This window comes from Hydrogenovibrio kuenenii DSM 12350 (genome assembly GCF_000526715.1).
Taxonomy (GTDB): domain Bacteria; phylum Pseudomonadota; class Gammaproteobacteria; order Thiomicrospirales; family Thiomicrospiraceae; genus Hydrogenovibrio; species Hydrogenovibrio kuenenii.
Genome location: NZ_JAGP01000001.1, coordinates 2185906 through 2211825, shown reverse-complemented (window position 1 = coordinate 2211825; position 25920 = coordinate 2185906). Strand labels below are relative to the sequence as shown.

General features: G+C 42.8%; 21 protein-coding genes. 10 read left to right on the top strand and 11 right to left on the bottom strand.

Annotated elements, in window-relative coordinates:
* Positions 1-4 precede the first annotated feature (4 nt).
* From N745_RS0110365 to N745_RS0110345, 5 genes are all read right to left on the bottom strand, one after another.
* Positions 5-946: a PilZ domain-containing protein gene (locus tag N745_RS0110365; protein WP_024852056.1), complete on the bottom strand. Its 942-nt coding sequence runs from the start codon at positions 944-946 to the stop codon at positions 5-7.
* Positions 947-1061: 115 nt separating this feature from the next.
* Positions 1062-2789, bottom strand: coding sequence for a lysophospholipid acyltransferase family protein (locus N745_RS0110360; protein WP_024852055.1), 1728 nt, complete (start codon positions 2787-2789; stop codon positions 1062-1064).
* A gap of 101 nt (positions 2790-2890) precedes the next feature.
* Entirely contained in the window at positions 2891-3631 is a 741-nt protein-coding gene (locus N745_RS12385) for a YbaY family lipoprotein (protein WP_024852054.1), read from the bottom strand.
* 12 nt (positions 3632-3643) lie between these two features.
* On the bottom strand, positions 3644-4171 hold the full coding sequence (locus tag N745_RS12380) for an META domain-containing protein (protein WP_024852053.1): 528 nt from the start codon (positions 4169-4171) through the stop codon (positions 3644-3646).
* 97 nt (positions 4172-4268) lie between these two features.
* Entirely contained in the window at positions 4269-4724 is a 456-nt protein-coding gene (locus N745_RS0110345) for a peroxiredoxin (RefSeq protein ID WP_024852052.1), read from the bottom strand.
* Between the two features lie 100 nt (positions 4725-4824).
* Here N745_RS0110345 and N745_RS0110340 point away from each other — a divergent pair, with 100 nt between their 5' ends.
* Positions 4825-6321 carry a protein adenylyltransferase SelO gene (locus N745_RS0110340; protein ID WP_024852051.1) on the top strand — a complete coding sequence of 499 codons (1497 nt, stop codon included), beginning with the start codon at positions 4825-4827 and terminating at the stop codon, positions 6319-6321.
* Positions 6322-6330: 9 nt separating this feature from the next.
* Here N745_RS0110340 and N745_RS0110335 read toward each other — a convergent pair whose 3' ends face one another.
* Both N745_RS0110335 and pgm read right to left on the bottom strand, forming a co-directional pair.
* Positions 6331-6690 carry a VOC family protein gene (locus N745_RS0110335; protein WP_024852050.1) on the bottom strand — a complete coding sequence of 120 codons (360 nt, stop codon included), beginning with the start codon at positions 6688-6690 and terminating at the stop codon, positions 6331-6333.
* 12 nt (positions 6691-6702) lie between these two features.
* On the bottom strand, positions 6703-8343 hold the full coding sequence (gene pgm / locus N745_RS0110330; protein ID WP_024852049.1) for a phosphoglucomutase (alpha-D-glucose-1,6-bisphosphate-dependent): 1641 nt from the start codon (positions 8341-8343) through the stop codon (positions 6703-6705).
* Positions 8344-8501: 158 nt separating this feature from the next.
* On the opposite strand from pgm, the gene N745_RS0110325 reads away from it, so the two are divergent.
* The 4 genes from N745_RS0110325 (at position 8502) to N745_RS0110310 (ending at position 13925) form a co-directional block, all read left to right on the top strand.
* Positions 8502-8840 (top strand): DUF2607 family protein, encoded by a 339-nt coding sequence (locus N745_RS0110325; protein WP_157833761.1) that lies wholly within the window; start codon positions 8502-8504, stop codon positions 8838-8840.
* Between the two features lie 67 nt (positions 8841-8907).
* Positions 8908-11103 (top strand): TonB-dependent receptor, encoded by a 2196-nt coding sequence (locus tag N745_RS0110320; protein WP_024852047.1) that lies wholly within the window; start codon positions 8908-8910, stop codon positions 11101-11103.
* A 194-nt stretch (positions 11104-11297) separates the two neighbouring features.
* Complete coding sequence (locus tag N745_RS0110315) at positions 11298-11639, top strand: hypothetical protein (protein WP_024852046.1); 342 nt, start codon at positions 11298-11300, stop codon at positions 11637-11639.
* A gap of 174 nt (positions 11640-11813) precedes the next feature.
* Complete coding sequence (locus N745_RS0110310) at positions 11814-13925, top strand: TonB-dependent receptor plug domain-containing protein (RefSeq protein ID WP_024852045.1); 2112 nt, start codon at positions 11814-11816, stop codon at positions 13923-13925.
* A gap of 61 nt (positions 13926-13986) precedes the next feature.
* Here the strand turns inward: N745_RS0110310 and N745_RS12740 are convergent, their stop codons facing one another.
* Positions 13987-16608, bottom strand: coding sequence for a methyl-accepting chemotaxis protein (locus N745_RS12740; protein ID WP_024852044.1), 2622 nt, complete (start codon positions 16606-16608; stop codon positions 13987-13989).
* A 219-nt stretch (positions 16609-16827) separates the two neighbouring features.
* Here N745_RS12740 and N745_RS0110300 point away from each other — a divergent pair, with 219 nt between their 5' ends.
* Together N745_RS0110300 and N745_RS0110295 are read left to right on the top strand one after the other, a co-directional pair.
* Positions 16828-17781, top strand: a complete 954-nt coding sequence (locus N745_RS0110300) for a DnaJ C-terminal domain-containing protein (protein ID WP_024852043.1) — start codon at positions 16828-16830, stop codon at positions 17779-17781.
* Positions 17782-17885: 104 nt separating this feature from the next.
* Positions 17886-18293: a hypothetical protein gene (locus N745_RS0110295; protein ID WP_024852042.1), complete on the top strand. Its 408-nt coding sequence runs from the start codon at positions 17886-17888 to the stop codon at positions 18291-18293.
* Positions 18294-18316: 23 nt separating this feature from the next.
* Here N745_RS0110295 and N745_RS0110290 read toward each other — a convergent pair whose 3' ends face one another.
* Positions 18317-18664, bottom strand: a complete 348-nt coding sequence (locus N745_RS0110290) for a HopJ type III effector protein (RefSeq protein WP_024852041.1) — start codon at positions 18662-18664, stop codon at positions 18317-18319.
* Between the two features lie 215 nt (positions 18665-18879).
* Between N745_RS0110290 and N745_RS0110285 the strand changes: the two genes are divergently transcribed.
* Positions 18880-19983 (top strand): TRAP transporter substrate-binding protein, encoded by a 1104-nt coding sequence (locus N745_RS0110285; protein WP_024852040.1) that lies wholly within the window; start codon positions 18880-18882, stop codon positions 19981-19983.
* A gap of 253 nt (positions 19984-20236) precedes the next feature.
* Here N745_RS0110285 and N745_RS0110280 read toward each other — a convergent pair whose 3' ends face one another.
* A complete protein-coding gene (locus tag N745_RS0110280; protein WP_024852039.1) occupies positions 20237-21625 on the bottom strand; it encodes a TlpA disulfide reductase family protein in 1389 nt (462 codons plus the stop codon).
* Between the two features lie 107 nt (positions 21626-21732).
* Here N745_RS0110280 and sppA point away from each other — a divergent pair, with 107 nt between their 5' ends.
* A complete protein-coding gene (gene sppA / locus N745_RS12025; RefSeq protein WP_038070731.1) occupies positions 21733-22713 on the top strand; it encodes a signal peptide peptidase SppA in 981 nt (326 codons plus the stop codon).
* 96 nt (positions 22714-22809) lie between these two features.
* Positions 22810-23961, top strand: coding sequence for a methyl-accepting chemotaxis protein (locus N745_RS0110270; RefSeq protein ID WP_024852038.1), 1152 nt, complete (start codon positions 22810-22812; stop codon positions 23959-23961).
* A gap of 77 nt (positions 23962-24038) precedes the next feature.
* On the opposite strand, the gene N745_RS0110265 is transcribed toward N745_RS0110270, so the two are convergent.
* The gene (locus N745_RS0110265; protein ID WP_024852037.1) at positions 24039-25778 is read right to left on the bottom strand and encodes a DEAD/DEAH box helicase; all 1740 of its coding nucleotides are present in this window, start codon (positions 25776-25778) and stop codon (positions 24039-24041) included.
* Between the last annotated feature and the right edge of the window lie 142 nt (positions 25779-25920).

Here is a 25920-nt window from a genome sequence, read left to right as displayed (position 1 = left end):
TTTCCTATAAGTCGAAATCCATACAGCGAATAATCTGGTAGAGCTCTATTTGCCGTTGGATCATAGCTTGATCCATGCCTGTAGGGAAATCAAAATCCAGAGCGTTGCTTTCTGTTTGTTCTTTGGGTTGTGTAAAAGTGTGAACAACAGAAGCTTTAAGCTTAAGCATTTCACCTGTTTCGGTAAAGTAAAAGATGACTTCTACTTTGCTATTTAACGCATAACGCTTTGGCGCATAGATTGCCGCACCACAAGCACTGATGTTGACTCGGTAAGTATCCCACGATTTAGGTGTTTTCGAAGGCTTTAAGTCCTTTAGTAGCTGATAGTAAGCGTTTAGGTGAAGATCTATATAGGTTGCTAAATAATAGAGAGCTCGAGCTAAAGGAATGTGTTCAAACTTAGGGTCTTCAAAGGTGGCAATAATTTTATCTATTTCAAATTCGGTTTGAAAGTCACTGTTTATTTCAAATTTTATCGGTGTAGACTTTGCCATGCTTTGAATTAGATTTTCGGTATAGACCGAAAATTTTTGATCCATTAACCCAAAGTATTGAAAGGTTTTCGGTGCAGGGTCTTTTAGCGTTCTAATGCCAAGAAAGCCCTTTTGAAGATGGAGTAATTTTTCTCGGTGTTGTGGGTTCTTTAGTTCGTTTTTACCGACACTAATCTGCTTAACGATTTCACCAAAACTATCGACTAAATCGATTACTTCTAGAAAAACAGGCTCCAGAATTTCACGTTGTTCTTGGATGTGTGTAACCCAATGCCAAAGATCAACTTTGGTTTTTTGTATTTTTTTTACGACAGATGGGGGGAAGTAATTAATGCCAAGAGCAAAAATATCCCTATCACGAATAGGCTGGGTAGGGAAAATGTATGTTTTTATAGGCATTTCAACGCGTTGGAAACGCCTAGAATCGCCATTTTCGAACCAAAAACCCATGTTGACTTCAACTTATATTATTATTAAGTACGATTGTACAAACAGTTAGTAAAATTGTCTAATAATCAATGGTTCAATTGGTTAGGTTTTATTGTACTTTCATTATTGAGCAATCCTATCGGATAGGTGATGATAGATAGCGTTCGCGTTTTTTGGGTTTGATTTTATCCAGTTCCACCAAAATCAGACTGTCGATACAGTTATTGAAGTCTGGGTCAACGCTAAAATCGATAAAGCGACAGCCACCTGGCTCGCAAAGTTCAGCGTATTGCTTAAACAAGGTAGGAACCTTAATGCCATACTCGTCAAGAATGGCATTAAGCTTTTTGTAGGATTCTTTATAGTCGCCGGTAAACTCAGTTTCTGCGACGGTTTTGACTGTATCGGAAATTTCAAACGGACGTTTTCCAGTCGCAAAATCTTGTTTAGAGCCAAATTGTGCTTGGTAGAAGGCGACGATGATTTCTTTTGCTTCTTGTGAATATGCATCGGAGAGACTCACTGGCCCGAACATATATTTAATATGCGGGTTGTGGTTTACATAGGCCCCTATGCCGTACCAAAGATAATCCAAACTGCGCTTACCCCAATAACGTGGTTGGACAAAACTACGACCCATCTCCAAGGCTTGTGGCAGAATGTCGTCAAACTCACTATTTAGGTCAAAAAGCGTTGTGGTGTAAAGGCCTTGTTTGCCTTTATTGGCTAAAATATTCCCCGCCTCACCCATGCGATAGGCACCAACTATTTCCCAGTCTTCGTCATCCCACAGCACAAGATGTTTGTAGTCGGCATCGTATTGATCCAGATCCAGCGCATGACCTGTGCCTTCTTCCACGGTACGGAAAGTCAGTTCACGTAAGCGTCCAATTTCTCTAATAACAGGGGAGTCAGCATCATAATCAAACAGGTAAATGATTTTGCCATCTGAAGTTTTACCAAGTAGTTCGCCATCCTTCAGCGCTTTTTTTAGGTTTTTGCGATCTACCGGATGCGCAATGGTTTCTTCAATTTCAAATGGAAGCTTCTTTGCCGCTTTTTTCGGATTGTCTAGACGGTAAAGGTGTTTACGAAGCAGTTGCGCAGCTTGTTTGAAATTAAAACGACTGTTTTTGATCGATTTCCAAGGAATCATACCACCAACATGAAAATGTATAGTTTGATCACTTTTGTTAAACATTTCCTTGACCAACATCAGCGTGCCAAGCGGTTTGTAAATGGTCGATAGACCATAAAAAAGGGCAGAGTTTCGAGCATCGGTATAGATAGGTAAAATTGGCGCATTGGTTTTTTCTGCTAATTTCAGGAAGCCTGATTTCCACTTGCCATCACGTACACCATTTGGGCGAATACGAGAGACTTCACCAGCCGGAAAAATAATCAAAGCTTCATCATTTTCTAAAGCTTGTAGCATGGCTTTGAACTGGGTTTTATGGCTGGCTTTTTCCGACATATTATCCACACTTAGGAATAAAGAGCGGAAAGGCGTTACCTTGTTCAGTAACTCGTTAGCGACAATACGCACATCTGGTCTGACGGAGCGAATAAATTTCAACAGTGCCAAGCCATCCAAAGAACCAATAGGATGATTGGAGATAATAATCACGCGCCCTTCAGCGGGGATGTGGTTGAAAGAACGGTTGTCAGTTTGGTAACTGAAATTAAAGTGTGCCAGCGATTTGTCTAAAAAGGCGAACCCTTTTAAGTGCTGGTTTTCTAGAATGAACTGATTGATTTCATCTTGGTGTGTGATTTTTTCCAGGAAGCGTATTAACTGTTTGCCACCCAGTTTTTTCTCAAAATTTGGGGATTTTTCCAGAATCGTTTTGCGAATATCAATCATGTCGTCGTGTCAGTTCTCTTTTTACTCATCTGACGAATTCTGACGGTAAAAGGTGACACAGAGATGACGAAAATGTGTGTGTTTTATGAAAGTTGTTGGTGCTAGGGTTGTAAGGCGCAGCGTTTGGCGGGTTTTCCAGTTTCCATATAAACCGCGTTACTGCCATTCATCCAAAAAGTAATGCTTCCAGCTTGGTATTTTGTACCGTTGGTGGAGGGAACCTGTTCCAAAATCCATTTTCTATTTTGAAAGCTGAGTTGAATTTTTGTGCCTATCAGCAATACGGTCAGTTTGTCTTTACCGCAGGTGAAGGTTTGGAACTGAGAAGCCTTACGCACTTGTGAGTTGTAAGAACGTACTTTGATATTGATGTTTTGCGTGATGCCCGGTACATAAGGATAGCTTTGCGTTGAGAGCCAGTTGATGGCACCCGTTTCGGTATCCAATATTTGCGCACGAAGATTATATCTATGACCAACCTTTAATTTTCGTTTGTCGTAATGAACCGCGAAAGTGATTGGGATTTGACCTTTGATTTGATGTTTATCTTCAGCAATTAGTTTTGCAGGTGCATCTTGTCGACTAACGTCTTCCAGCTTGACGACGATTGTTTGATTGCCGAGTAAAAACAAGTTTTCCGAATAGGTCACTACGCCTTGAATAACAACGTTATTTGGGTCTAACCCCGAAATTTGCGAAGTCTTGGTTTTTGTGTCATCAGAAGGTTTGGCAGGATCAGACTGGCAACCAACTAATGTGAGGCTGATAAAAGCCAATCCCGCCAGTGAGATCAGGCGGGTTTTGTTTGATGCTAGCGATATCAATTTCGCTACAGTGAACATGTGAATGTTCCTTTATTGGTGTTTTTGAGGCAATGCCTGAGCGGTAAATTGCATTAAAGGCATTGCTCTATCGAACAACGTTAAGATGTGATCTTTTAGTTGAAAGTGATTGACCTGCCCGATACGCTTGAAAAAGGCATCTTCTTCAGTCATGTCCATACACATCATCTTAGTTGAACCGAGTTGAGAAAAGGTTAAATTGTTTTGCTGTAGAGTATAGCTGCCGAAATAACGATTGCAACCCGCAGAACCAGAAACACTTTTGTTTTGAGGTGAAAAACGTAAATTCGTATTGCCTGTGGTTTGAATATTTTGCCCAAAAAATGCGGTTAATTGCCACAAGTGAGAAGAGAGTGTTTTTTCCAAACCCTTGGCAGAATTTTCAGATTGATTAGACACAGGTGAAGCTTCTGAATGGGCTTCAGAGTCGCTTAAAGGGGAAAGTTGGCAAGCCGATAGCAACACTATGGCTAATAGCGATAGCAGTCCGGCAAATAGTTTGAATATTCCTAGGCGCAACTTTACAAAACCCTTAGTCATTTTAGGTGATTTGCAAAGTTTACCTGATATGGTGTCAAGGTCTAGGCTTAAACCTTGACTGTATGCTTAAGACAGGTTTGCGAGCCAGTATTTAGCGTTACTTGACCTTGTCTAATACGGCCTGTGCATGGCCTTCTGGGTTAACGCCATATTCAACGGAAACCAGTTTACCTTCGCCATCAATAATGAAAGTAGAACGGACGATTCCCATTTTTGAAACACCGTTTTTTTCTTTTAGTTGCCACACGCCATAAGCTTCGCAAAGCTCACCTGAAGTATCGGCAAGTAAATCAACCGTTAAACCAAACTTGTCGATAAAAGCCTGGTGGCTGGCACAATCATCTTTACTCACTCCTAAAACAACGGTATTGGCTGCAGCGAAATCTTCTGCCAGAGCAGTAAAGTCATTTGCTTCAATGGTGCAGCCGGGTGTGTCGTCTTTTGGGTAAAAATACAAAACCAACGTTTTACCGGAAAAGTCCGCTAAAGATAGCGTATCGCCTTTTTGGTTTTGGCTGGAAAAAGAAGGTGCTTGGTCGCCTGTTTTTAACATTGTGTTGTCCTTTATTTGAAAAGAAAGGTAAAAATTATTTTCCCGAATTGGGTGAAGTTTACCTAAAAACCTAGTAAATTAGTAGGAAATAAAAACTAAAATGATGGTCATGACTCTTTTGAAACCAGATAACACAGTTGAACAGCAATCTAAGCCTCGGTTAGAACAGGATTACGTGCAGTTACCGAAAAGTTATTTCTCGCATATTGATCCAGAAGCGATGGATAACGCTCGTTTGGTTTCGGTCAATCGGGCTCTAATGAAACAACTTAATTGCGACTTGAATGACGATGATTTACTCGATTTGCTATCGGGTCATTTACAACGGGTGGATGCTAACCCTCTCGCGCAAAAATATGTGGGGCATCAGTTTGGGGTTTATAACCCAGATTTAGGCGATGGACGAGGTATGTTGTTAGGTCAGTGGCGAGATAGTCACGCGCAAGCATGGGATTTTCATTTAAAAGGCGCAGGGCGCACGCCTTATTCGAGAAGAGGGGATGGGCGTGCCGTTTTGCGTTCTACTATTCGGGAATATCTTGCTTCGGAAGCCTTGTTTGGGTTGGGAGTACCGACTACGCGTGGCTTGGCAATAGCCACCTCTGATGAAGCAGTTCGCCGTGAGGTGATGGAGCCGCGTGCGACCTTAATCCGTGTATCTCACACTCATATTCGTTTTGGGCATTTTCAGTTTGCAGCTTCTAAAGGGGCGGCACATATGGAAACTCTGCTGAACTTTGTTGTGCAAAAACATTATCCCGAACACGAACAAGATTCCTTGGAACAAAAGGCTTGGGCTGTTTTGTACCAAGCCTGTATTAAGACAGCCAAGCTTTTGGCAAAATGGCAAACTGTCGGCTTCAACCATGGTGTGATGAATACCGACAATATGTCCATTATTGGGGAAACCTTTGATTTCGGGCCTTTTGCCTTTTTTGATGATTTTAAAATCGACTTCATTTGTAACCATTCCGACTATGAAGGACGTTACGCCTACAACCAACAAGCGCAAATCGCGCTGTGGAATTGCAAGGTGTTGGCGAGTTGTTTTGAAGGACTGCTAACCGAAGAACAAGCTCAGCAAGCGATGGATGATTTTGTGCAGACATACAATCGGGCATATTTAGAAGACATGAATCAAAAACTCGGTTTGGCGAGTGTGCAAACGGGCGACAAGGAATTGATCGGTGATTTATTGGTATTGATGGATCAGTTCCAGGTGGATTACAGTTTATTTTTCCGTCGTTTGGCAAAATGGCAAACGGATAATGAGAGCGAATTGTTTGAATTGATCCATCCAGATAAATTGCCGACTGGATTCCAGCAATGGTTTGAAAAGTTTCAAGCAAGAGTCGAGCAAGAAAGCGTTGAAATGTCCTCTTGGCGTGAACGGATTCTAAAAGCCAATCCTTCGATTGTGTTGCGTAACTACATAGCCCAGCAGATTATCGAAAAAGCCGAAAAAGGCGATTATAAAATGTTGAACGAGTGGTTGGTTGCGCTACAAAATCCGTTTGACGACCACCCCAGCCTGGCAGATTTTCAACAACCGCCACGCCCTTATCAAAAGGGCATGCAGTTGAGTTGTTCATCTTGATGGTTTGATTTAACGGTCGCTCCAAACGGCAAATTCATTACCACTCGGTTCGATAAAGTGAAAACGTCTGCCGCCTGGGAAAGAAAAGATCGGTTTGTTGATTTGCGCACCGTTGCTTTCTATTTTGGCGAGCGATTTTTCGAGATTTTCGCTGTAAAAAATCAATAAAGCGCTACCAGCAGCTTGTGTGCTGGTCAGTTTGGAGCGGTAAAATCCACCATTAATTTCTTCACTGGTGAAGGCGCAATAGTCGATACCGAAGTCGGTAAATTTCCAGTCGAATACTGTATGGAAGAAGGTTTTGGTTGCTTCAAGATCATGGGCTGGGTATTCAACGTAATTAAGTTTTCCGTGTTGTTTCGTTGGCATTGACTGCTCCTTTTATTTTAAAGCTTCGGCAACAATGGCTTTCGCTTCTTCGATAATGGCTTCTAGATGAGTTTGATCTTTAAAGCTTTCTGCGTAGATTTTGTAGATATCTTCGGTGCCGGATGGGCGTGCGGCAAACCAGCCGTTTTCGGTGGTGATTTTCAGCCCGCCAATGGCAGCACCATTGCCTGAGGCATGGGTGAGTTTGTCGGTAATTTTTTCACCGGCAAGTTCACTGGCTTTGACCATTTCTGGTGAAAGATTACTGAGAATCGCTTTTTCCTGACGATTTGCTGGTGCGTCAATACGGGTGTAGATTGGGTTGCCGAATTGCTCGGTAAGTTCTTGATAAAGAACACCAGGATCTTTACCCGTGACGGCAGTGATTTCCGCCGCCAATAAATTCATAATAATGCCGTCTTTGTCAGTGCTCCACGTGGAACCATCTAAACGCAAGAAGGAAGCGCCTGCGGATTCTTCACCACCGAACGCATATTCGCCCGTCACCAACCCATCCACAAACCATTTGAAGCCGACAGGCACTTCAGACAGGTTTTTGCCAAGAGAATGAACCACTCGGTCAATCATTGAACTGGAAACCAGTGTTTTACCGATTTTAACGTCATCCGACCATTGTGGGCGATGCGTGCATAGGTATTGGATAGCAACAGCCAAATAATGGTTTGGGTTCATTAAACCGGCAGAAGGCGTGACGATACCGTGGCGATCGACATCCGGGTCGTTACCGAAAGCGATGTCGTAGTTGTCTTTCAGTTTGATGAGGCTTGCCATTGCATAAGGAGATGAACAGTCCATACGGATTTTGCCATCTTTATCCACACTCATAAACGAGAAGGTCGGGTCGATTTTGTGGTTTACGATTTCAAGGTTCAAACCGTAGTAATCAGCAATAGGTTGCCAATAATGAATTGCTGCACCGCCCAATGGGTCAATGCCTAGTTTCAGACCAGCATCTTTAATGGCCTGCATATTGACGACTTTATCTAGGTCTTTGACGTAAGGCATAATCAAATCTGCTTTGGTGACAAATTTAGATTCCAGAGCGTCGCTTAATGTCATGCGTTTCACGTCTGACATGCCGTTGCGAATGATGTCGTTAGCACGGTTCTGAATGACATTGGTGGCATCCGAGTCGGCTGGGCCACCGTGTGGCGGGTTGTATTTAAAGCCACCGTCTTGCGGTGGGTTGTGGGATGGGGTGATGATGACGCCATCCGCTAGACCGTCTGTTTTGCCATGATTATGCGTCAAAATGGCATGGGAAACGACAGGGGTTGGCGTATAGCGGCCATTGTCTTGAATGATGACGTTCACACCGTTTCCTGCAAACACTTCAATGGCGGTTGCGTGTGCGGCTTCGGAAAGCGCGTGGGTATCCATGCCGATATAAAGTGGTCCGTTGATGCCTTGCGAAGCACGATATTCGACAATCGCCTGGGAAATGGCGGCGATGTGGTTTTCGTTAAAGGTGCATTTGCTCGAACAGCCACGGTGACCGGAAGTACCAAAACTGACAGCATGATCCGGATTGTCGGCATTTGGTGTTAGGGTGTAATAATCTGAAACCAATAGGGGAATATTTTCAAGAATATCATCTGGAGCGGGTTTTCCGGCAAGTGGTGAAATCGGCATGAGCGTTCCTTATATTTGAATAGCTTTGATTTGATTATAGTGATTTGAAATGACGTTTGCATGACTTCATGTTTTACGTATGAAAATCTGCCAGGCTGGGGTGAGAAAGTTTTTTAAAGTTGCAAATAGGGGTTGACGAGTTTGCTAAAATTGAAAATATGAATCAGTCACTCTTTAATCTTTCAACGTTACGCCGAGCCGCTCAGTCTGCTTGGCACTCCAGTCGCATGGCTTCGCGCATAGCGTTACTGCTGGCGTTGTTTCTGTTCGCCAAAACGGCAGGATTGATTCATGATGAGGTTCATCCTTTTCACCATCACACGGAACAGTGTGATATTTACCAAGCGATGGCGCATCACACCGGTAATACGGTTGCCGAGCTTGAGGTCGCGATTTCTGCGCCCGAATATACACTTCATGATACGGTTGTCGTTTCTCAACGTACCCCCTCTACTTACCCTGCTTTTTGGGGGCGTGCACCACCTAGTTTTGTCTGATTGAGCTTTTAGCCTGCGTTTTTGCGCGCCGGTGAATTGAAAATTTGACAAAATTTAGGAGAAAGACATGCTTCGTAAGAAACTTGTGTCTGCCATTCTTGTTGCGACAGGAGCAACCTTTGATGTTGCCTGGGCGGAAGAAAAGCAGAGAAATGTCACGGAACTGGAAACCATTTCCGTTGAAGAAAGACGGGAAGAAACCTTAAAACCGGTACATATCAGTACCTCTACCACCTTACACCCTGAAGCTTCGGAAATGGAACGCGGTAGCACTGCGTCACTTGGCGAAGCTTTGGACGGTTTGCCGGGGGTGAACAATCTGTCATCCGGCAGTCAGTCCGGCAAGCCCATTGTGCGCGGTGATACTTCATTGCGTCTGCCGGTGTTGTCCAATGGATTGACGATGGAATATCAAGCGGAAGGAACACGCCATAACCCGAATGTTGATCCTGCATTGATGGAGAACGTTGAAGTGACTCGGGGTCCTCAGGGGTTGAAATATTCGAGTCAGGCAGTGAAGTCGGCGGTGAATGTGTCCGGCCCGCAAATTGATTATGCTGGAAAGGGTCAGACCAAAACTTCCGGCGAATTGATGGGCGAAGTGAACTCCAACAATAATGAAACCATGATAGGTGCCAAGGCGAAATTCTCATCCAATGGCGTTGGTTTGGTTGGGGGGATTACCCAACGAAAAGGCAATGATTTCGTGTCACCGAATACGACCGAAGCGGGCGACGTGAAACCGGGTGATCCGGCAGGAACGAAACCTTTGGTGACAGGAACCACGCCTTATACCAACTTCGAGTCGGATGCCGCGGTTATTGGGTTGGGGTATCAGGGAGATTGGGGCGAAGTGGAATTGCGCCATAACGTTTGGCAATCCAAACAAAACTATCTGGGCGTTGAAGCCGCAGCAAGTGGTTATGAGTTGTTGCCATCAGCAGGCCAAAAACTGAAGAATGAAGAAACGCAGTTGAAGGCGGAGTTTTTCGCGAGAGACTGGGTGTTCAAACCGAGTTATGGTCACACCCGCAATCAACGTGAAGCCATGCATGAAGTCGTTTATGAAAAAATGGCTGCCTACAAAAATGACGAAGAATATTTGGACATTGTTGTACATCGTGATGACTACCAATTGGCCGTGGAACATCCGGCATTTTTCGGATGGACAGGTGAGTTTGGTGTGAGCAATTACAACAAAGACCAAAAGCTTCGTTCGGGGCATTTAACGCCAAGTGCCAAGGAGGATGGTACAGGAGTGTTTGTTGTTGAGAAACAGCATTTCAAGGACTGGGAAGTCGAAATTGGTGCGCGTTACGACACGCAAAAAACCACCGCGCCTTTGAGTGCGGAGAACGCTCACTTTTGGGATGAAACCAAAGTCTATGATGCTTCCAATAATTCGCGTGATTTCTCAGATTGGTCAGGTGCCTTGGGGTTGGCGTATCATGCCACTTCAAACTGGACATTTACCGGAAATTTAGGACGTAGCTTCAGAGCGCCTTCCATTTTTGAACTCTATGCATCTGGTGCGCATGGTGGCGTACAGGCCTATCAACTGGGGAATCCTAACCTGAAAGCGGAAACTTCCATCAATAGTGAGTTGGCGGCGACTTGGCAATCATCAACCTTGCATTCCACCTTGGCGGTTTACAGCAATTGGGTGGATAACTACATCGTTCTGGAGAACACCGAGCAAACGCTCTACTGTGATCATGATGGCAATTGTCAGGTAACGCAGAACCTGAATTATCCGTATCGCAAGATGATTAACGCTCAGACCAATGCCTTGATTCAAGGGGTTGAATGGTCGGCGAAATATCAGATGACATCGCAGTTGCAATGGCGTGCCACGGCGGAAGTGATGCAGGGGCGCGATACCAAAAACAGCCGTGACTTGCCGTTGATGCCTGCCAACAATGCCACCTTGAATGCGGACTATACTTTCCGAAATCAGGGGTGGTGGCATAAGCCATATCTTGGTTTGGGTACTAAGTATGTCGCGGCGAAGGATTCTGCGGGGGCGTATGAGCCATTCAGCCAGTTTGACAGCACGCCTTTTGGTGTGGCGTCGACGGATGCCTATTGGTTGTGGAACCTGCAAACTGGTGGCGAGGTCAAACTTGGACAATATCCATTGAAGCTTGATTTGACGGTGCAAAACTTGTTCGATACCGCTTATCGTGATTTCCTCGACACTTATAAAGGCTATGCGCAAGGCATGGGGCGTAATTTCCGTCTTCATGCCAGCATGGCGTTTTAAGCGTCTAGGCGTCTAAATACACCGTCAGAATATTCTGACGGTTCCCTTCTTAAAGTTGTTCAAAACCAAATCTCAAAAACGCCAACAAAATAGCTAAAATCTGCCAGGTTGGGGGCTGTTACTAGAGATAAAAATCGTTGAAAATATAGAGAAATTCTTTAGTAGATCTGGCTCGTTTTGTTAGAATTGAATTTATGAATCCATCTCCTTTAATGATTGCCAAATTGAGACATGCACTACACGGTGCATGGGATGACGCTCGTATGATGCCGCGCATTGTCGTGCTGATGGCGGTATTCCTATTTGCCAAAACGGCAGGGATGATTCATGACACGGTGCATCCGTTTCATCAGCATACGGAAGTCTGTGAAATCTACCAAGCGTTGGCGCATCCTGTTTCGGATGACGTTTATGAGCTAGATTTACCGCTTTTAAAACCTGTTTATGCGCTTCAAGCCTCTGAAGCGGTTTCGCAGGTTTATACCTTAACCTATCCTGCTTTCTGGGGTCGTGCCCCGCCATCTCCGTCGGTTTAACTTTCAATATTTTATTTTTACGCTACGTCCAAAGGTTCGCTGTTTGATGACGTGTTTGGCTTTATGTCTGCCTTACGCGTGATGTGATTGGTCGTGGTCGTAAAACGAATTGTGCTCATCAATCTGATGAGTAAGTAATTGATTGGATAAATATTCAACCGACTAGGAGTCATGATGAAATTTTTTAAGAAGAAGCTTTTGACTGCTGCAATCAGCAGTCTTGTTATCGCACCCGTTTCCAACCTCTATGCCGCAGATCAACTGAACGAAATCAACGTGAGTGAAAAAGGAGAGACGAAGCACGAATCGCGTACTGTGCAGGTCAAAGATTCGATTGTGCATACGGATGTCATTTCCGCAAAAACCATAGAAAGTAAGCAAGCAGGGTCTTTAGAGCAAGCCATTAAAAATGAACCAGGTGTGGAGGTGCGCACCGAGTGTTCGGTGTGTGGTGCCAAGCGTGTATCGTTAAATGGGTTGAAGGGTGAGCACACCACATTGATGATTAATGGTGTGCCGAACAGTTCTATTTTGGAGAGTTATTATGGCTATGATGCCATCCCAATGGTGGGGGTCACTTCAGTGGAGATTTCGCGTGGTGCAGGTGCCTCCTTGATTGCACCGGAGGCGATTGGTGGCGTGATTAATGTCGTTAGCTCTAAGCCGAGAGAAGATAAGTTGATGTTGGATTTGTCTTTGGGTACGGATGGTTATAAAAAGTACCAAGTGATGGGCACCAAGATCAGTAAAGACAAACGTACACAAATGATGGTTGGCGCACAGACGGATAATATCGACCAATATGACGGTGACCATAATGGTGTGAACGAGTCGCCTAAGCTTGATAACCATAGTGTGGTTGCACAGATCTGGCATCAGCCGACGGAGCGCGACCGTTTGGAAGTGCGCTTGGCTGATCAGCGTGCGGAAATGTTCGGAGGGCCGATGATTGGAAGTTTGGCGGTTTCACAGTCGGATGCGAAAACACAGTCTCCTTCTACAACCCCCGGTTTTATTGGTAACAATATTAATAATAAGCCGAATGCGACCACAACGGCACGCGACTTCTTAGAAAACGTTACGACGACCAAACAAGAAGTAACCGGTAAATGGTCTCGTGATGTGAATGCTAAGCTGACAACGCATTTAACAGGGTCTTATGTTAAAACGCGTACTGATGATATTTATGAAGCCACAACCTATAAGGCAGATCAAAATATCTATTATGCAGATTTGCGCGCCGACTATTACCCCTCACTAAAACACGCGGTCACTTTGGGTACGGATTTGAAGCACGATAAGATGTTGTCGATTTCGACCGGAGGAACCCATTCCGCAAATGACTCTTACAATAAAAAGACCAACGGTTTTTATGTAAGAGATATTTGGACACCTAGTCAGCGTTTGGAAGTGGCAGGTGCAATCCGTGTGGATGCGATAGATGTGAATTTCCTTGATCAGAATCGTAAGTTTACCGATACGGTTGTGGTGCCGAGAATGCATATTCGTTATGACCATAATTTCAACTGGACCTCCCGTTTTTCTGCCGGAATGGGCTACCGAGTGCCGTTACAGTTCTTTGAGGCGGAACATGGTATTTTGGATGATGGTTTTAAAGTCGCGGTGGATAAGTTGGAGAAGTCGCAATCGGTTCGTTACGAATTGGCCTACTCCGGTGCTAAAACGAATATGAGTACCAGTTATGCGTGGACAGCAGTGAAAAATCTGGCTGCGATCGATACTTCCGGTACGACACCAACATTAGTGTCTACACCAGGTACGGGTCATGTGCAGCATGCTGATGTGAGTGTGAGTTATCAACTGACAAATCATTGGAGCTTGGGTTCAACTTTGGAAGGTTTTGCCTATGATAAAACCTATAAAAACACTTTTAGTGTGATTCCGATTGAATCACGTTTACGCTTAACAGCGGATTATGACGGTCATGGTTGGCAGGGTAATTTGACGGTTACAGGTATTGGTTCGCGTAAGTATTCGGATTATCCAAGTGCTGCTTACGATAAGCACTATGACGATAAGGCTAATACGATTTCTAAAGGCACTAAATCACCTGCTTATATGACCGCGGATGTGAAGCTGTCGAAAGAGTTGGATAAAACCTGGAAAGTCTATGGTGGTGTAAATAACTTGTTTGACTATACGCAAATTGGTTCCGCACATGACTCGCCGCTTTATTACGATACAAGCGGTAATTGGGACACCGGACATATTTGGGGCCCGCTACGCGGGCGTGTCATCTATGGCGGAATAAAAGCTGAGTTTTAGCATCCGTTTATAATAAAAAAGAGGCTATATAGCCTCTTTTTTTATCCTATTAATTCTTTCTTCATGATAGCAAGGGCGAGTCATCTTTAGCATGTTCCAAAGCTGACATATCTGATTTGACCTCATTTTCGATGATATCTAGTAAAGCAATAATTTGATGGGAAATTTTCTGTACTTTGTTTTTATGTTGTGCAGCAGTTTCTCTATCATCCACATCCAAAGCATCAAGAGCTTTACCTACTTCATTATGCATTTCTGTATGAGAGTCGATTAATTGCTGCATTTCAGGAATGTTTCCGTATTTTTTGCCATCGCCTAATAACCATTTGCCTAAAGCACATTGGTCATTCCTGCGAGCGGCATTATGGTCAATATCCGATTCTAGGCCAGAAAAGAGATTTTCCAGTTTTACGTTCCATGAACGGTGTTTTTGTTTAGCATCTTCAAAGTCGAAATTGGCCATGCCTATGCCATGCTGGGAGTGAACTGTTGCATTATCACTAATTTGAAAGCGGCTTACGAATTGTTCTTGGTTATGCGCTTGGTCACTCATATTGCTTGCTGTTGCTGACAATTGCTCAACTAATGCAGCATTTTGTTGTGTCATTTGATCCAAATGCGTTACTGCGGTATTGATCTGGCCTACACCACGAGCTTGTTCCTGAGTGGTTGCGGAAATTTCTTGCACCAAGTTTTCTACATCACGAATTTGGTTGACCATTGCAGAGAAAACTTCGTTTGTTTGTTCAACCAAGTCGGTTCCTGTTTTGATTTGCTCTGTTGCGGTCTGAATAAGCTGTGAGATTTCCTTTGAAGATTCTGCAGATTTTTGCGCCAAACTTCTAACCTCACCGGCCACAACGGCAAAACCGCGTCCGTGTTCACCTGCTCTGGCAGCTTCAACAGCAGCATTCAATGCCAGAAGGTTAGTTTGGAAGGCAATGCTATCAATGACACTTGTGATATCTCCAATCTTTTGGCTGACCTCATTAATGTTTTGCATGGCTTCTATGGTTTTTTCCATGACGCCAATGCCTTCAGACGCTTCAGTTCCTGCGGTATGACTCAGTTCATTAGCTTTTTGGGTATGCTCTGCTGACTGTTGAATCGTGGCAGTCAATTGCTCCATGCTGGAAGCTGTTTGTTCCAGCGAAGCTGCTTGCTGTTGTGTTCTTTCGGAGAGGTCTTCACTGGCTTGTGAGACTTCGGCAGCCATATTGCCGATTTCAGCAGAGCCCTGTTTGACTTTTCCAAGTGTTAGTTCGATATTGCGTAACGCATTGTTGATGGCGGTTTTCATGGCTAGGACTTCGCCTTCGGCTTGGAGGTTCATACGTCCCGTCAGGTCACCGTCACTCATCCCTGTTAAGATTTTACTGAGGTTTTGAGTGATGCCTGAAAAGGTATCCAATAAATGATTAATGGAATGAGATAGTTTTAATTCAAACCCATGAAGTTTATCTGTATTTAGGCGGTCTTTTAGAATACCGTTTGATGCGCTTTCGACAAGGTGTTCAATATTGTCCTCAATAGCCAATTGTTCGGTCATATTTTTCCATTCGGCAACGGAACCAATTCGTTTTCCTTCATCGTCAAAAATTGGATTGATGACCAGATCGATTTTGATGTCTCCAATGGTAATTCTGGTATTCAGGGTTTCTTTAAGTTGATCAAGAATATTTTGTTGGTGTTTCGGGTTCTGGTGGAAAATATCAATGCTCTGACGCAATAAATGTTCTACATCGAATTGAGGGAGTATCTTTTTGACTTCAGGTTCAATGGCATTGAGCATTTCGATAATCGAGTCGTTCATAAAAATAATGCTTCGAAAGCGATCAGCTACCATGACGTTGGCAGATGAAGACTTGAGTGCCAATTCAATACGCTGAGCATTGGTTAATGCTTCTTTTACATTATCCATGTCAGCACCTAGTCGAATTTGCATAGACTTTAAACGGTTGAATGTTTGGCTAACCAAGGAGTTTCCTTGAGCTTGTATTTGGCATGAAAAGTCACCTTCCGAAATAGCAGTAATCGTAGAGCTTAACGACTTTAAGCGTTTGCTATAAACAAGGTTGAGACCAATCAATGACAGAATTAATGCAATATCGAGAGCTTCGAAACCATTCTTATCTATACCAAATGTTAATGCTGTAAAAATTGAAGTAAATAGTAAAAAGCTGATGATTATAGTTAAGGTGGTCAAGTTGAAATTAGACAGTAAATCGAACTTTTGTTTAAAGCTTTTTGGTATACCGCCTTCTAAAGAAATTTTTCCCTCGGCAATAGCTTTGTAGGTGGATTCCGCTTGTTTGATTTGCTTGTCGGTTGCAGGGGTTCTGACTGACATATAGCCAGTGACCTCACCATTTTCGAAAATTGGCGTGGCATTCGCGACTACCCAATAATGGTCGCCATTTTTACGACGGTTTTTTACGATTTGGGTCCAGGGTTTTCCAGCTTGTAGGGTTTGCCAAAAGTCTTTGAATACGGCAGCAGGCACATCTGGATGCCTTAGAATATTATGAGGTTGGCCGACTAAGTCTTTCCAATCATAGCCGCTGGCTTCGATAAAAGCTTCATTCGCGCTAACAATGTTGCCAAACTTATCAGTACGTGAAACGATTGTTTGTTTAGCAGGAAGAGAGTATTGTCTTTGAGTGACAGGCCCATTATCTTTCATCGTAACCGCCTCCGTTGAGTGTATACGCATTTTTGATAATATACGAAAACGAATAATTAAAAAAACGCGTAAATATTAGGGTTAAATTTTAGCACTTTTAGACGCGATATGGTAAGTGGTAAGTGTTCGTTATAAGCAAAATATATTTATGTAGGCCATTGAAAATAAAATATTTGGCCTTATGTTAGATGTATTGAGATTAATGAGATCGAAGGGATTATGGAGTATAAAGATTATTACAAGATATTAGGCGTGGAGCGCAGCGCGGAAGAAGCGGATATCAAGAAAGCGTATCGTAAGCTGGCTGCTAAACATCACCCTGATAAACCGACTGGTGATGAAACCAAGTTTAAAGAGATTAATGAAGCTTATGAAGTACTGGGCGATAAAGAAAAACGCCAAATGTATGATCAACTAGGGCCAAATTATCATAATGGACAAAATTTTCAACCGCCTCCAGGCTATGAAGAAATGTTTGGTGGGTTCGGTGGATTTGGTGGTGCGCAAGGTGGTGCTGGTGCTAGCGGCTTCTCTGATTTTTTTGATTCTTTATTTGGCGGCGGTTTTCAGCAGCAAGGTGGTTTTGGTGGCGGGCACCAAACATATCAGCAAAAAGGTGAAGATCAATCGGTAAAAGTTCTTGTTTCTCTAGAAGAAGCCGTGCATGGCGTGGAGAAGTCTTTAACGATTCAAATGCCAATGCCAACCCGACAAGGTGGTTTTTCACATCAACCTAAAAGTCTAAAAGTGAGAATTCCCGCGGGTGTAAAACAAGGTTCCAGAATCAGGTTGACCGGACAAGGTATGCCAGGTTATGGAGGCGGTCCAAACGGGGATTTGTTTTTGGAAGTTGATTTGCAAAATCATCCTTTGTTTAAGGTCGATGGCGATGATGTGTTGCTTAATTTACCTCTTACTCCTTGGGAAGCAGCTTTAGGAACAAAAGTTGAAGTGCCGACTTTGAAAGGCAAAGTGTCGATGAACATTCCTGCGGGTACGCAATCGGGTGCAAAGCTTCGTATCAAAGGTCGCGGTTTAGGCAAAGCCGATAAGGCTGGTAATCAGTATGTATTGATTCAAATTCATACGCCACCGGCAGAGTCGGATGAAGCAAAAGCGTTTTATGAAAAAATGGCGGAAACCTTGCCGTTTAATCCAAGACACCATTTCTAAAAAGACGAAGCCCTAATTTAATTTAGGGCTTTTTACTTAGATTGGTTGAAAGTTGATACGAAATTTTTTATATTCAGGTACATCTATCTTATTTAGGTGCCATTGTGGATATATGTTCTGAAAATTATGAAAACCGAACGTCTTATAAAGTCCCTTGTTTATTTAGTTTTCATCATAAAGATGAAGTTTTAGAAGGAAGAAACTTGGGGCTTGACGGTTTCGGCGTTGCTTATCCTGCCTCTAATGATGGTACATTCCACTTTCATCGCGAGCAATTGTTGAAAAACTGTTATATCCAGATTGAAGGGGAGACGATTTACTTTTCCAAGGTCAATGTTTGTTGGCTTGAAACTGGACAAGAAGGTCTAACCTATAGTTTTAAAATTGCTAGTATTATTGAGCCAGAAAAAGAGAAGTACAAAGAGGTTTATGAGAAGGTGCTAGCACACTATCGAGATAATGGTGTGCTGACTGTAACGGAAAAAGAAGCTCTCGATAGGTTTTTCGTTTAAAAGCGAGAGCAACGTTTAAAGATTTATTTTTCACTCAATTCCATTAAAGGAAATTGGTCGAATTTAATACCTGACCAGCCACTTTTCATGAAGTTACGGATATTGCCGTGACTGTCTCCTTCAGGATCTTGCAAAACTTCTTCTGTATAAAATTTACCGAACGCATTCAGTGTAGTTTGTTCTGATAGTTTGTTGAGTTGCCCGAAAGAAAATACTTTGCAAGAACCATTATTGGTATTTTCTTCGTTGATTTGTTCACCGTTAACAAAGCGTGTTGGCGTAAATTTGTAGTGAGTATCAATAACTGCCATTACGTCGTTAAACTCAACTGGGCCTTGGTCTAATTTTTCGATGAGCTGTGCTGGGGTCATAGTTTTCCTTTCCTATTTTGAAATTTCAAACCCAATATTTTACTTGGAAAACTGATGAAAAATCTGCTTGTCTGGTTAATTTTCAACCCAGCCTGGCAGATTTTATTTGCCTGATTCAAGGGAATCGTTAGAATGTTTTTTATATTAAACCAATAGCTTAGTTTTTTGTTGGGCGTTAGGTTAACTAGAGTTTTGATTTTACGGAAAGGAAAAGCATGAAAAGACGTGACTTTATTGGTGCCCTAGCAGGCGCAACAGCAACAACGGCCTTAACCGCTTGTGGTCAACAAGATGCGCCAAGCCAAGCGGCGGCAGCCAAGCCAATGGAAACAGTGCATTGGAAGATGGTAACCACTTGGCCAAAGAACTTTCCTGGGCTAGGAACGGGGGCGAACCGTGTTGCTGAGCTAATTAACCAAATGTCTGGTGGGCGTATTGACGTAAAAGTCTATGGTGCTGGTGAGTTGGTTGGTGCTTTTGAAGTGTTTGATGCGGTATCCAGTGGTCATGCACAACTTGGTCACGCAGGTGCTTATTATTGGAAAGGTAAAATTCCATCAGCGGTATTTTTCTCAACCGTGCCTTTTGGTTTAACCGCGGATGAAATGAATGCTTGGCTTTATAACGGTGGTGGCTTAGAGCTTTGGGAAGAAGCCTATAAGCCGTTCGGTTTGGTGCCGAATCCAGCGGGTAATACCGGAACGCAAATGGGCGGTTGGTTCAATAAAGAAATCAACTCACTTGATGACCTGAAAGGTTTGAAAATGCGTATGCCTGGTCTTGGTGGCGAAGTGCTGAAAAAAGCTGGCGCGATTCCTGTTTCTTTGCCTGGTGGTGAAATTTTCCCTTCTTTGCAATCTGGTGCTATTGACGCAACGGAATGGGTTGGACCTTATAACGATCTTGCCTTTGGTTTCTATAAAGTTACTAAATACTATTACACGCCAGGCTGGCATGAGCCGGGAACAACCATGGAATGTATGATTAACGAAAAGGCCTTTAATGCATTACCGGATGATTTGAAGAGTATTGTTCGTAATGCAATGAAAGTGGCAAACTTGGAAATGTTGTCTGAATACACTGCTCGAAACGAACAAGCGCTACAGACCTTAATTGAAAAACACAATGTAGAGTTACGTCACTTCCCTGATGAAGTATTGAAAGAGTTGAAAAAGCTTTCATCAGAAGTGATTGAAGCCGAAGCTGCTTCAGACAAGCTTTCAGCCAAAGTATGGGCGTCTCAAAAAGCTTTCTTGAAGCAGGTGTCGCAATGGACGAATGTGGGTGAAGGCTCTTATATTCGAGCACGCAACTTATAAATATATTCTAAACCTTAATAATGTAAGGTTTTTTTGTAAAACTACCCTTTTGGGTAGTTATCAAACCCATTCACTTTGGGTAATCTATACACGTTGACTTATAGAACACTCATGCAAGTATATGGATGTATTTGTGTTAGTGCTCTAGTTTACGACCTCCTTGCTGTTGTATGTCTAAAACTTAGTGCGTGTTTTAGACTGTTTGGCAGCAAGGACTTTTTCATTTCTTTGTTTTTTAATTCCCATCGCTTATTTATTTGATATTTTGTATTTGCTTTAAGTAGCCAAGCATTTCTTTCGTATCCCAAATATTGCCGGCATTGATGCTGTAACGAATCATCCCGTTTTTATCAACTAAGAAACTCGATGGAAAGGCGAAGACCTTCCATTTAGCAGCCACTTTTCCTTGTTTGTCGAGCAGGATTGGGAAATCAACAGCTACCTTTTCAGTGAAAGGTCTAACGATAGATTCAGGTTCTCGGTAAGAGATGGAAACCATCGCAAAGTGTTTCGCATCCAATTGTGCCAAAGCGCGATTCATGGATGGAATTTCTTCGACACAATGTGGGCACCATGTTGCCCAGAAATTAATCAATAATGCTTTCCCTGCATAATCTTTTTTAACGTCAATTTTATTACCATCCAAGTCTGTTAGTACGATATTGCTAGGCATTGGAATAGGCGGGTCAAATCGTTTCATTCCTCGTATCACTGTACTGACTGGGGGGTGTTTTAAAGCGTCTGAGGGTTCCAGTTGAGCAATGTGGTAGCCGATCTTTTGCGCATGTTCTTGCTGTTGGCTGATGCCTTTCATGATCGCATCGGCAGTTACTTTTGCCATTTTTCTCATGTTATGAAAGTGGAACTCTCCATCGGTACTGTCTTTTAAAATGACACGGTGAACGAGACTACCACCTGAACGAAGCGCAAGAATGGTTTTATCGATTTCATTGGCAAGCGCGCCACGTTCTGCCTGTATGATGGTAATTGGTAAAGCAGTCGCTGTGGCAATCGGAAATAGACTGCGTTCAGTGCCTGCGATGGGTGTAGAAACATAAAGGTTAGGGAACATGAGTACAGCATTTTTCAATCTGTTTCTTTGAGCAGCGCTTTTAGTGCTGACCTGCCATTCACGTATGCCTCGTAATGCAGAAATTGAAGCCACTTCAAGTGATATAACCACGACTTGTTTGTATTTTTTCGTCGCTAAATTTAGTAGTGGTACTAAATAGTCACCCTTGAGATTGCGCAAGGCTATTCTTGTACGAGGTAAAAACATGGCATCTGGTGTGTCTAAGTACCAAACGGTGCCTGTCTTACTTAGATGTTGAGCTAGCAGTGCGGTACCATCATTTGGCGGGTAAGAGTTGCCAATCCAAATATAAAGTCTATCTTTGGAGGATTTGACCTCAGTTACAGTGAGACTATCTCCATTGGGTAAGTCAATATCTCGAGTCGGCAGGCTGTTCCATAGCGCATAATCATGATGATTCAAAGGTTTAAGCGCTTTTGATTGTGTGCTTGTTGTTGAGGTGTCAGCGTAAGCATTTAGTGCAAACCCCAACAATAGTAATGAGACGACTTTTGGGATCAAACGTCCTAAAATAGGTGTTTTAACTGATAAAGCGAGCGTTAGAAGCATATGCACAAATCCAAGGCTGATTGATGAAGTTATAGGTTATTATAAATGGAATTCAACGCAGAAAAGTTGAGATAGTCTCTTGATGCAAAAGTTAGAGGGAGTGTGGGATGAAGAAGTTTAAGCTACTAACATTAAGTTTGACGGGGTTGATTTTTGCCAGTTTAACAGGGTGCGCAACCATTAAGTTGGGACCCAGTTATGATGAACCGTTGAAGCAACAGGTAATAGAATCAGAACCAAATGCAACCGCCAAGGTTTTATTGATTAATGTAAACGGTGTTATTTCTGATCAACCCCAAACAGGGTTGTTGAGCTCTGGACCTAGCCTGCTTGATAGAGTGATGATGCAGTTAAAAAAAGCAGAAAAAGATAAGAAAATTAAAACGGTTCTGCTGAAAATCAATACGCCAGGTGGTGGCGTGACGACCAGTGATATTCTTTACCACGAACTTATGTCGTTCAAAAAGCGTACGGGTAAGAAAATTTATGTCCAGATGATGGATGTGACGGCATCTGGTGGCTATTATATTTCAATGGCAGCAGATCATATACAGGCGCATCCCACCACGGTAACAGGTTCTGTGGGTGTGATTACGATTTTGCCGGAAATTTATGATTTGACTCAAAAAATTGGGGTTGAAGTGAAGACTTATAAAACTGGCCCTATGAAAGATACCGGTTCTCCTTTCAGAAAGTTTACACCGGCAGATGATGCCGAAATGCAGTCTATGGTCAATCAAATGGCGCAGCGTTTTTATCACGTGGTGCAATCAAATAGACATTTATCCCCTGAGGTGTTGAAGGCGGTAAAAACTGCCAGAATTTATGTTGGAAAAGATGCATTGAAAGCCGGATTGGTTGATTCTATTGGTTACTTGTCAGACGCTGTCAAACAAGCTTGTCAGTTAGGAGGAGATAAAGCCTGTGATCTTGTGAGTTACCGCTTTGATACCAATGTCAACGCAACTTCTTATAGTCCAACAATGCAGACACAGACAAAACCGTTGGAGATGAGTTTAATTAAATCCAACCTGCTAGACTCTGCTTTATCTTTAAAACCAGGTTCTTATTATCTTTATTTGCCTTAAGGACTGCCATTCTGGAAATGCCATTAAATCGTAGCTGGTATATTACGTGCTTATGCTTAACGGAAAAATAATAATGGTATTTTTAGTGAGGTTTTAATGGTTTCGTTATTCAGTAATTCAAAAATAAAAAAAGAACTGGCAGAAGCCCAAAAAAAACTGGAAGCGGCAGCTATAGAAAAAGCAGCTTGTGAACAACAAATAGAGTCTTTACAGACCGAATTGCTTCAAGCCAATTCGGCAGCAATGGATAATCATAGCGATGATGGGATTTATGCCAAAGATGTGACGAAATCATTGTTTGAATCTATTGAGTTCTATGCGGAGGGGGTCCGTAAATTTCAGACGAGTATGAATGTGTTGGGATCCAACCTTTCTCATGGACGTGAAGAGGTTATTAGTTCTTTATCGGTTTCTAAAGAAGCGCAAATAGGATTACAGCAAATTACCGGTGGCGTAAGTGGTTTAAGCTCTGCGGCAATTGCTACCTCAGATTCTGTATCAACGCTTGAAGAGCGTGCAGAAGAAATTGGCGGTATTGTTTCCTTGATTGAAGATATTTCTGAGCAAACAAACTTGTTGGCATTAAACGCTGCAATTGAGGCAGCCAGAGCTGGAGATGCAGGACGAGGTTTTGCTGTGGTAGCAGATGAAGTGCGTGTACTTTCTTCTAAAACTGCACAAGCGACATCTGATATTTCCAAGCTGGTGTCAGTTATTCAGTCGGAAGTAAAAGACGCACAAAGTCAGATGATCAGCCTGTCTGATAAAGCAAGTAACTTACAAACTCAAAGTGAAAGTGCGGGTAATAGTATTTCTGAATTGATTGGTGCAAATAAAACGATGGAAGGTGTTATTTCTGCTGGCGCATTGCGTAGTTTTATTAGTGCGGCAAAAGTTGACCATATGGTTTATAAGATGGATATCTATAAGGTTTATATGGGGCTATCCAGTATGGGGCAGTCAGACCTTAGTGATTATAAATCTTGTCGTTTGGGTCAATGGTATTACGAAGGTCAAGGCGTACAGTGTTATTCTAAGCTAGATGGCTATGTCCAACTAGAAGCGGCACATATAGAAGTACATCAAGCAGGTAGTCGTGCTTTAGAGTTGTATGAGTTGGGTGATTTCACGCATGGTGTGGAAGCGCTTAAACGAATGGAAGTTGCAAGTGAGGAAGTACAACAGGCACTGGAAACCATTGCGTTATCTGCTGAAAAAGACAGTAGTGCGTTGTGTTTATCTGAATAAAAAGTTTTTAAGATGGGTTAAGTTGTACTCTAACTGGTTGGTCACAACCAGTTAGAGGCTTGGATATTCGCTAAAGCTTAGCTTTTAGGACGAGGTTTCTTAGTAGCAGGTTTTGCTTTTGGTTTTAAGCGACGTTTAGGTGAACCAGCACCATTCACTTTTGTTAACCCAAGTTGTCTTCCGCAAATCCATGCACCTTTTAGATCATTAAAGACTTCTTTAGGCATCTGATCTGGCAGATCAACTAAGCTATAGTTGTCCTCAATAGTTAGTTTTTGAATAAACTCACCGTCTAATCCAGCTTCATTCGCAATACAGCCGATAATGTTGCCTGGTTTTACACCGTGGTTACGACCCACTTCAATGCGGTAGCGGTTCATACCTTCATTAGGCTCTCCACCTCTATCACCACGTTTTGGACGACGAGTATCCCCACCACGATCACGGGAAGGTCTAGAATCTCTATCCGAGCGCTCATCAAAACGACCTTGCTTAATTGGTTTATCGTCCAAGAAGAAAGGAACATCGCCTTGCATGATTTTAGCCAGCGCAGCGGCAAGTTCTATCGCAGGAATATTATTTTCTGACTCGATACTCTCTATCATCTCTTGATAAAGTTTTAAGTCACCGTCCTGTACAGCATTAACGATTTTATCTTTAAACTTAACGACACGGTTTTGGTTAATGTCTTGCGTAGATGGTAATTCCATCTGGTCAATTTTTTTATTAGTTGTTGCTTCAATTGAGCGTAGTAAACGACGTTCGCGTGGCGCAACAAACAAAATAGCAGTACCACTTCGACCAGCACGACCTGTACGACCGATACGGTGCACGTAAGATTCATTGTCATAAGGAATGTCGTAGTTAATAACATGACTGATACGTTCGACATCCAAACCACGGGCAACCACATCTGTGGCAACAAGAATGTCCAATTTACCTTTTTTCAATTGGTCAACAATACGTTCACGTTGGTTTTGTGCAATATCACCGTTTAGTGCTGCTGCAGCGTAACCACGGGCTTCAAGTTTTTCTGCTAACTCTACTGTCGCATTTTTAGTACGCACGAAGATAATAATACCGTCAAAATCTTCTGCTTCCAGAATACGGGTTAGTGCATCAAGCTTATGCAAGCCGCTGACTAACCAGTATTTTTGTTGGATCGTGGTTGCGGTAGATGTTTTTTGCTTGATGATAACTTCAGTCGGATTATTCAAATAAGTGGACGCAATGCGATGCACTTCTTTTGGCATGGTTGCTGAGAATAATGCAATCTGACGGTTGTCAGGTGTGTGCTTTAAAATCCACTCTACATCGTCGATGAAGCCCATACGCAACATTTCATCGGCTTCGTCCAGTACCATTTGTGTAAGCTTATCAAGCTTTAGCGTACCTTTTTTGATATGGTCCATAACACGACCAGGTGTTCCTACTACAACATGGACTCCACGTTTTAGTGCACGGATTTGCCCGCCATATTCAGACCCACCATAGATAGGTAAGACATGTAGTCCTTTGATGTTGCGAGAAAAAGTTTGGAAAGCTTCTGCTACCTGGATAGCGAGTTCGCGTGTTGGCGCTAAAACCAACACTTGTGGGTCTTTTTGCTTGAGATCAATTTTTGCCAAAATTGGTAAAGCAAACGCTGCCGTTTTACCTGTACCTGTCTGAGCCATACCCAAAATATCGCCGCCCTTCAAAAGGGTTGGAATGGCTTGCGCCTGGATAGGAGAAGGGGTTTCGTAACCGATTTCGGTTAGTGTTTTTAAAATATTAGCTGGTAAGCCGAGGTCTGCAAATTTAATATCAGTATTCATGATGTTCCTTAATGGATGTTTTCAGATATCAGCAGCGTAATTCACTGCATGTCGGATGTCCTGAATATATACATTCCATAAAGGTTCGAAGGCTTAACTGTTTGCGATTACGTACATGACAGGAAGTCTGTCTGAGCAAGTT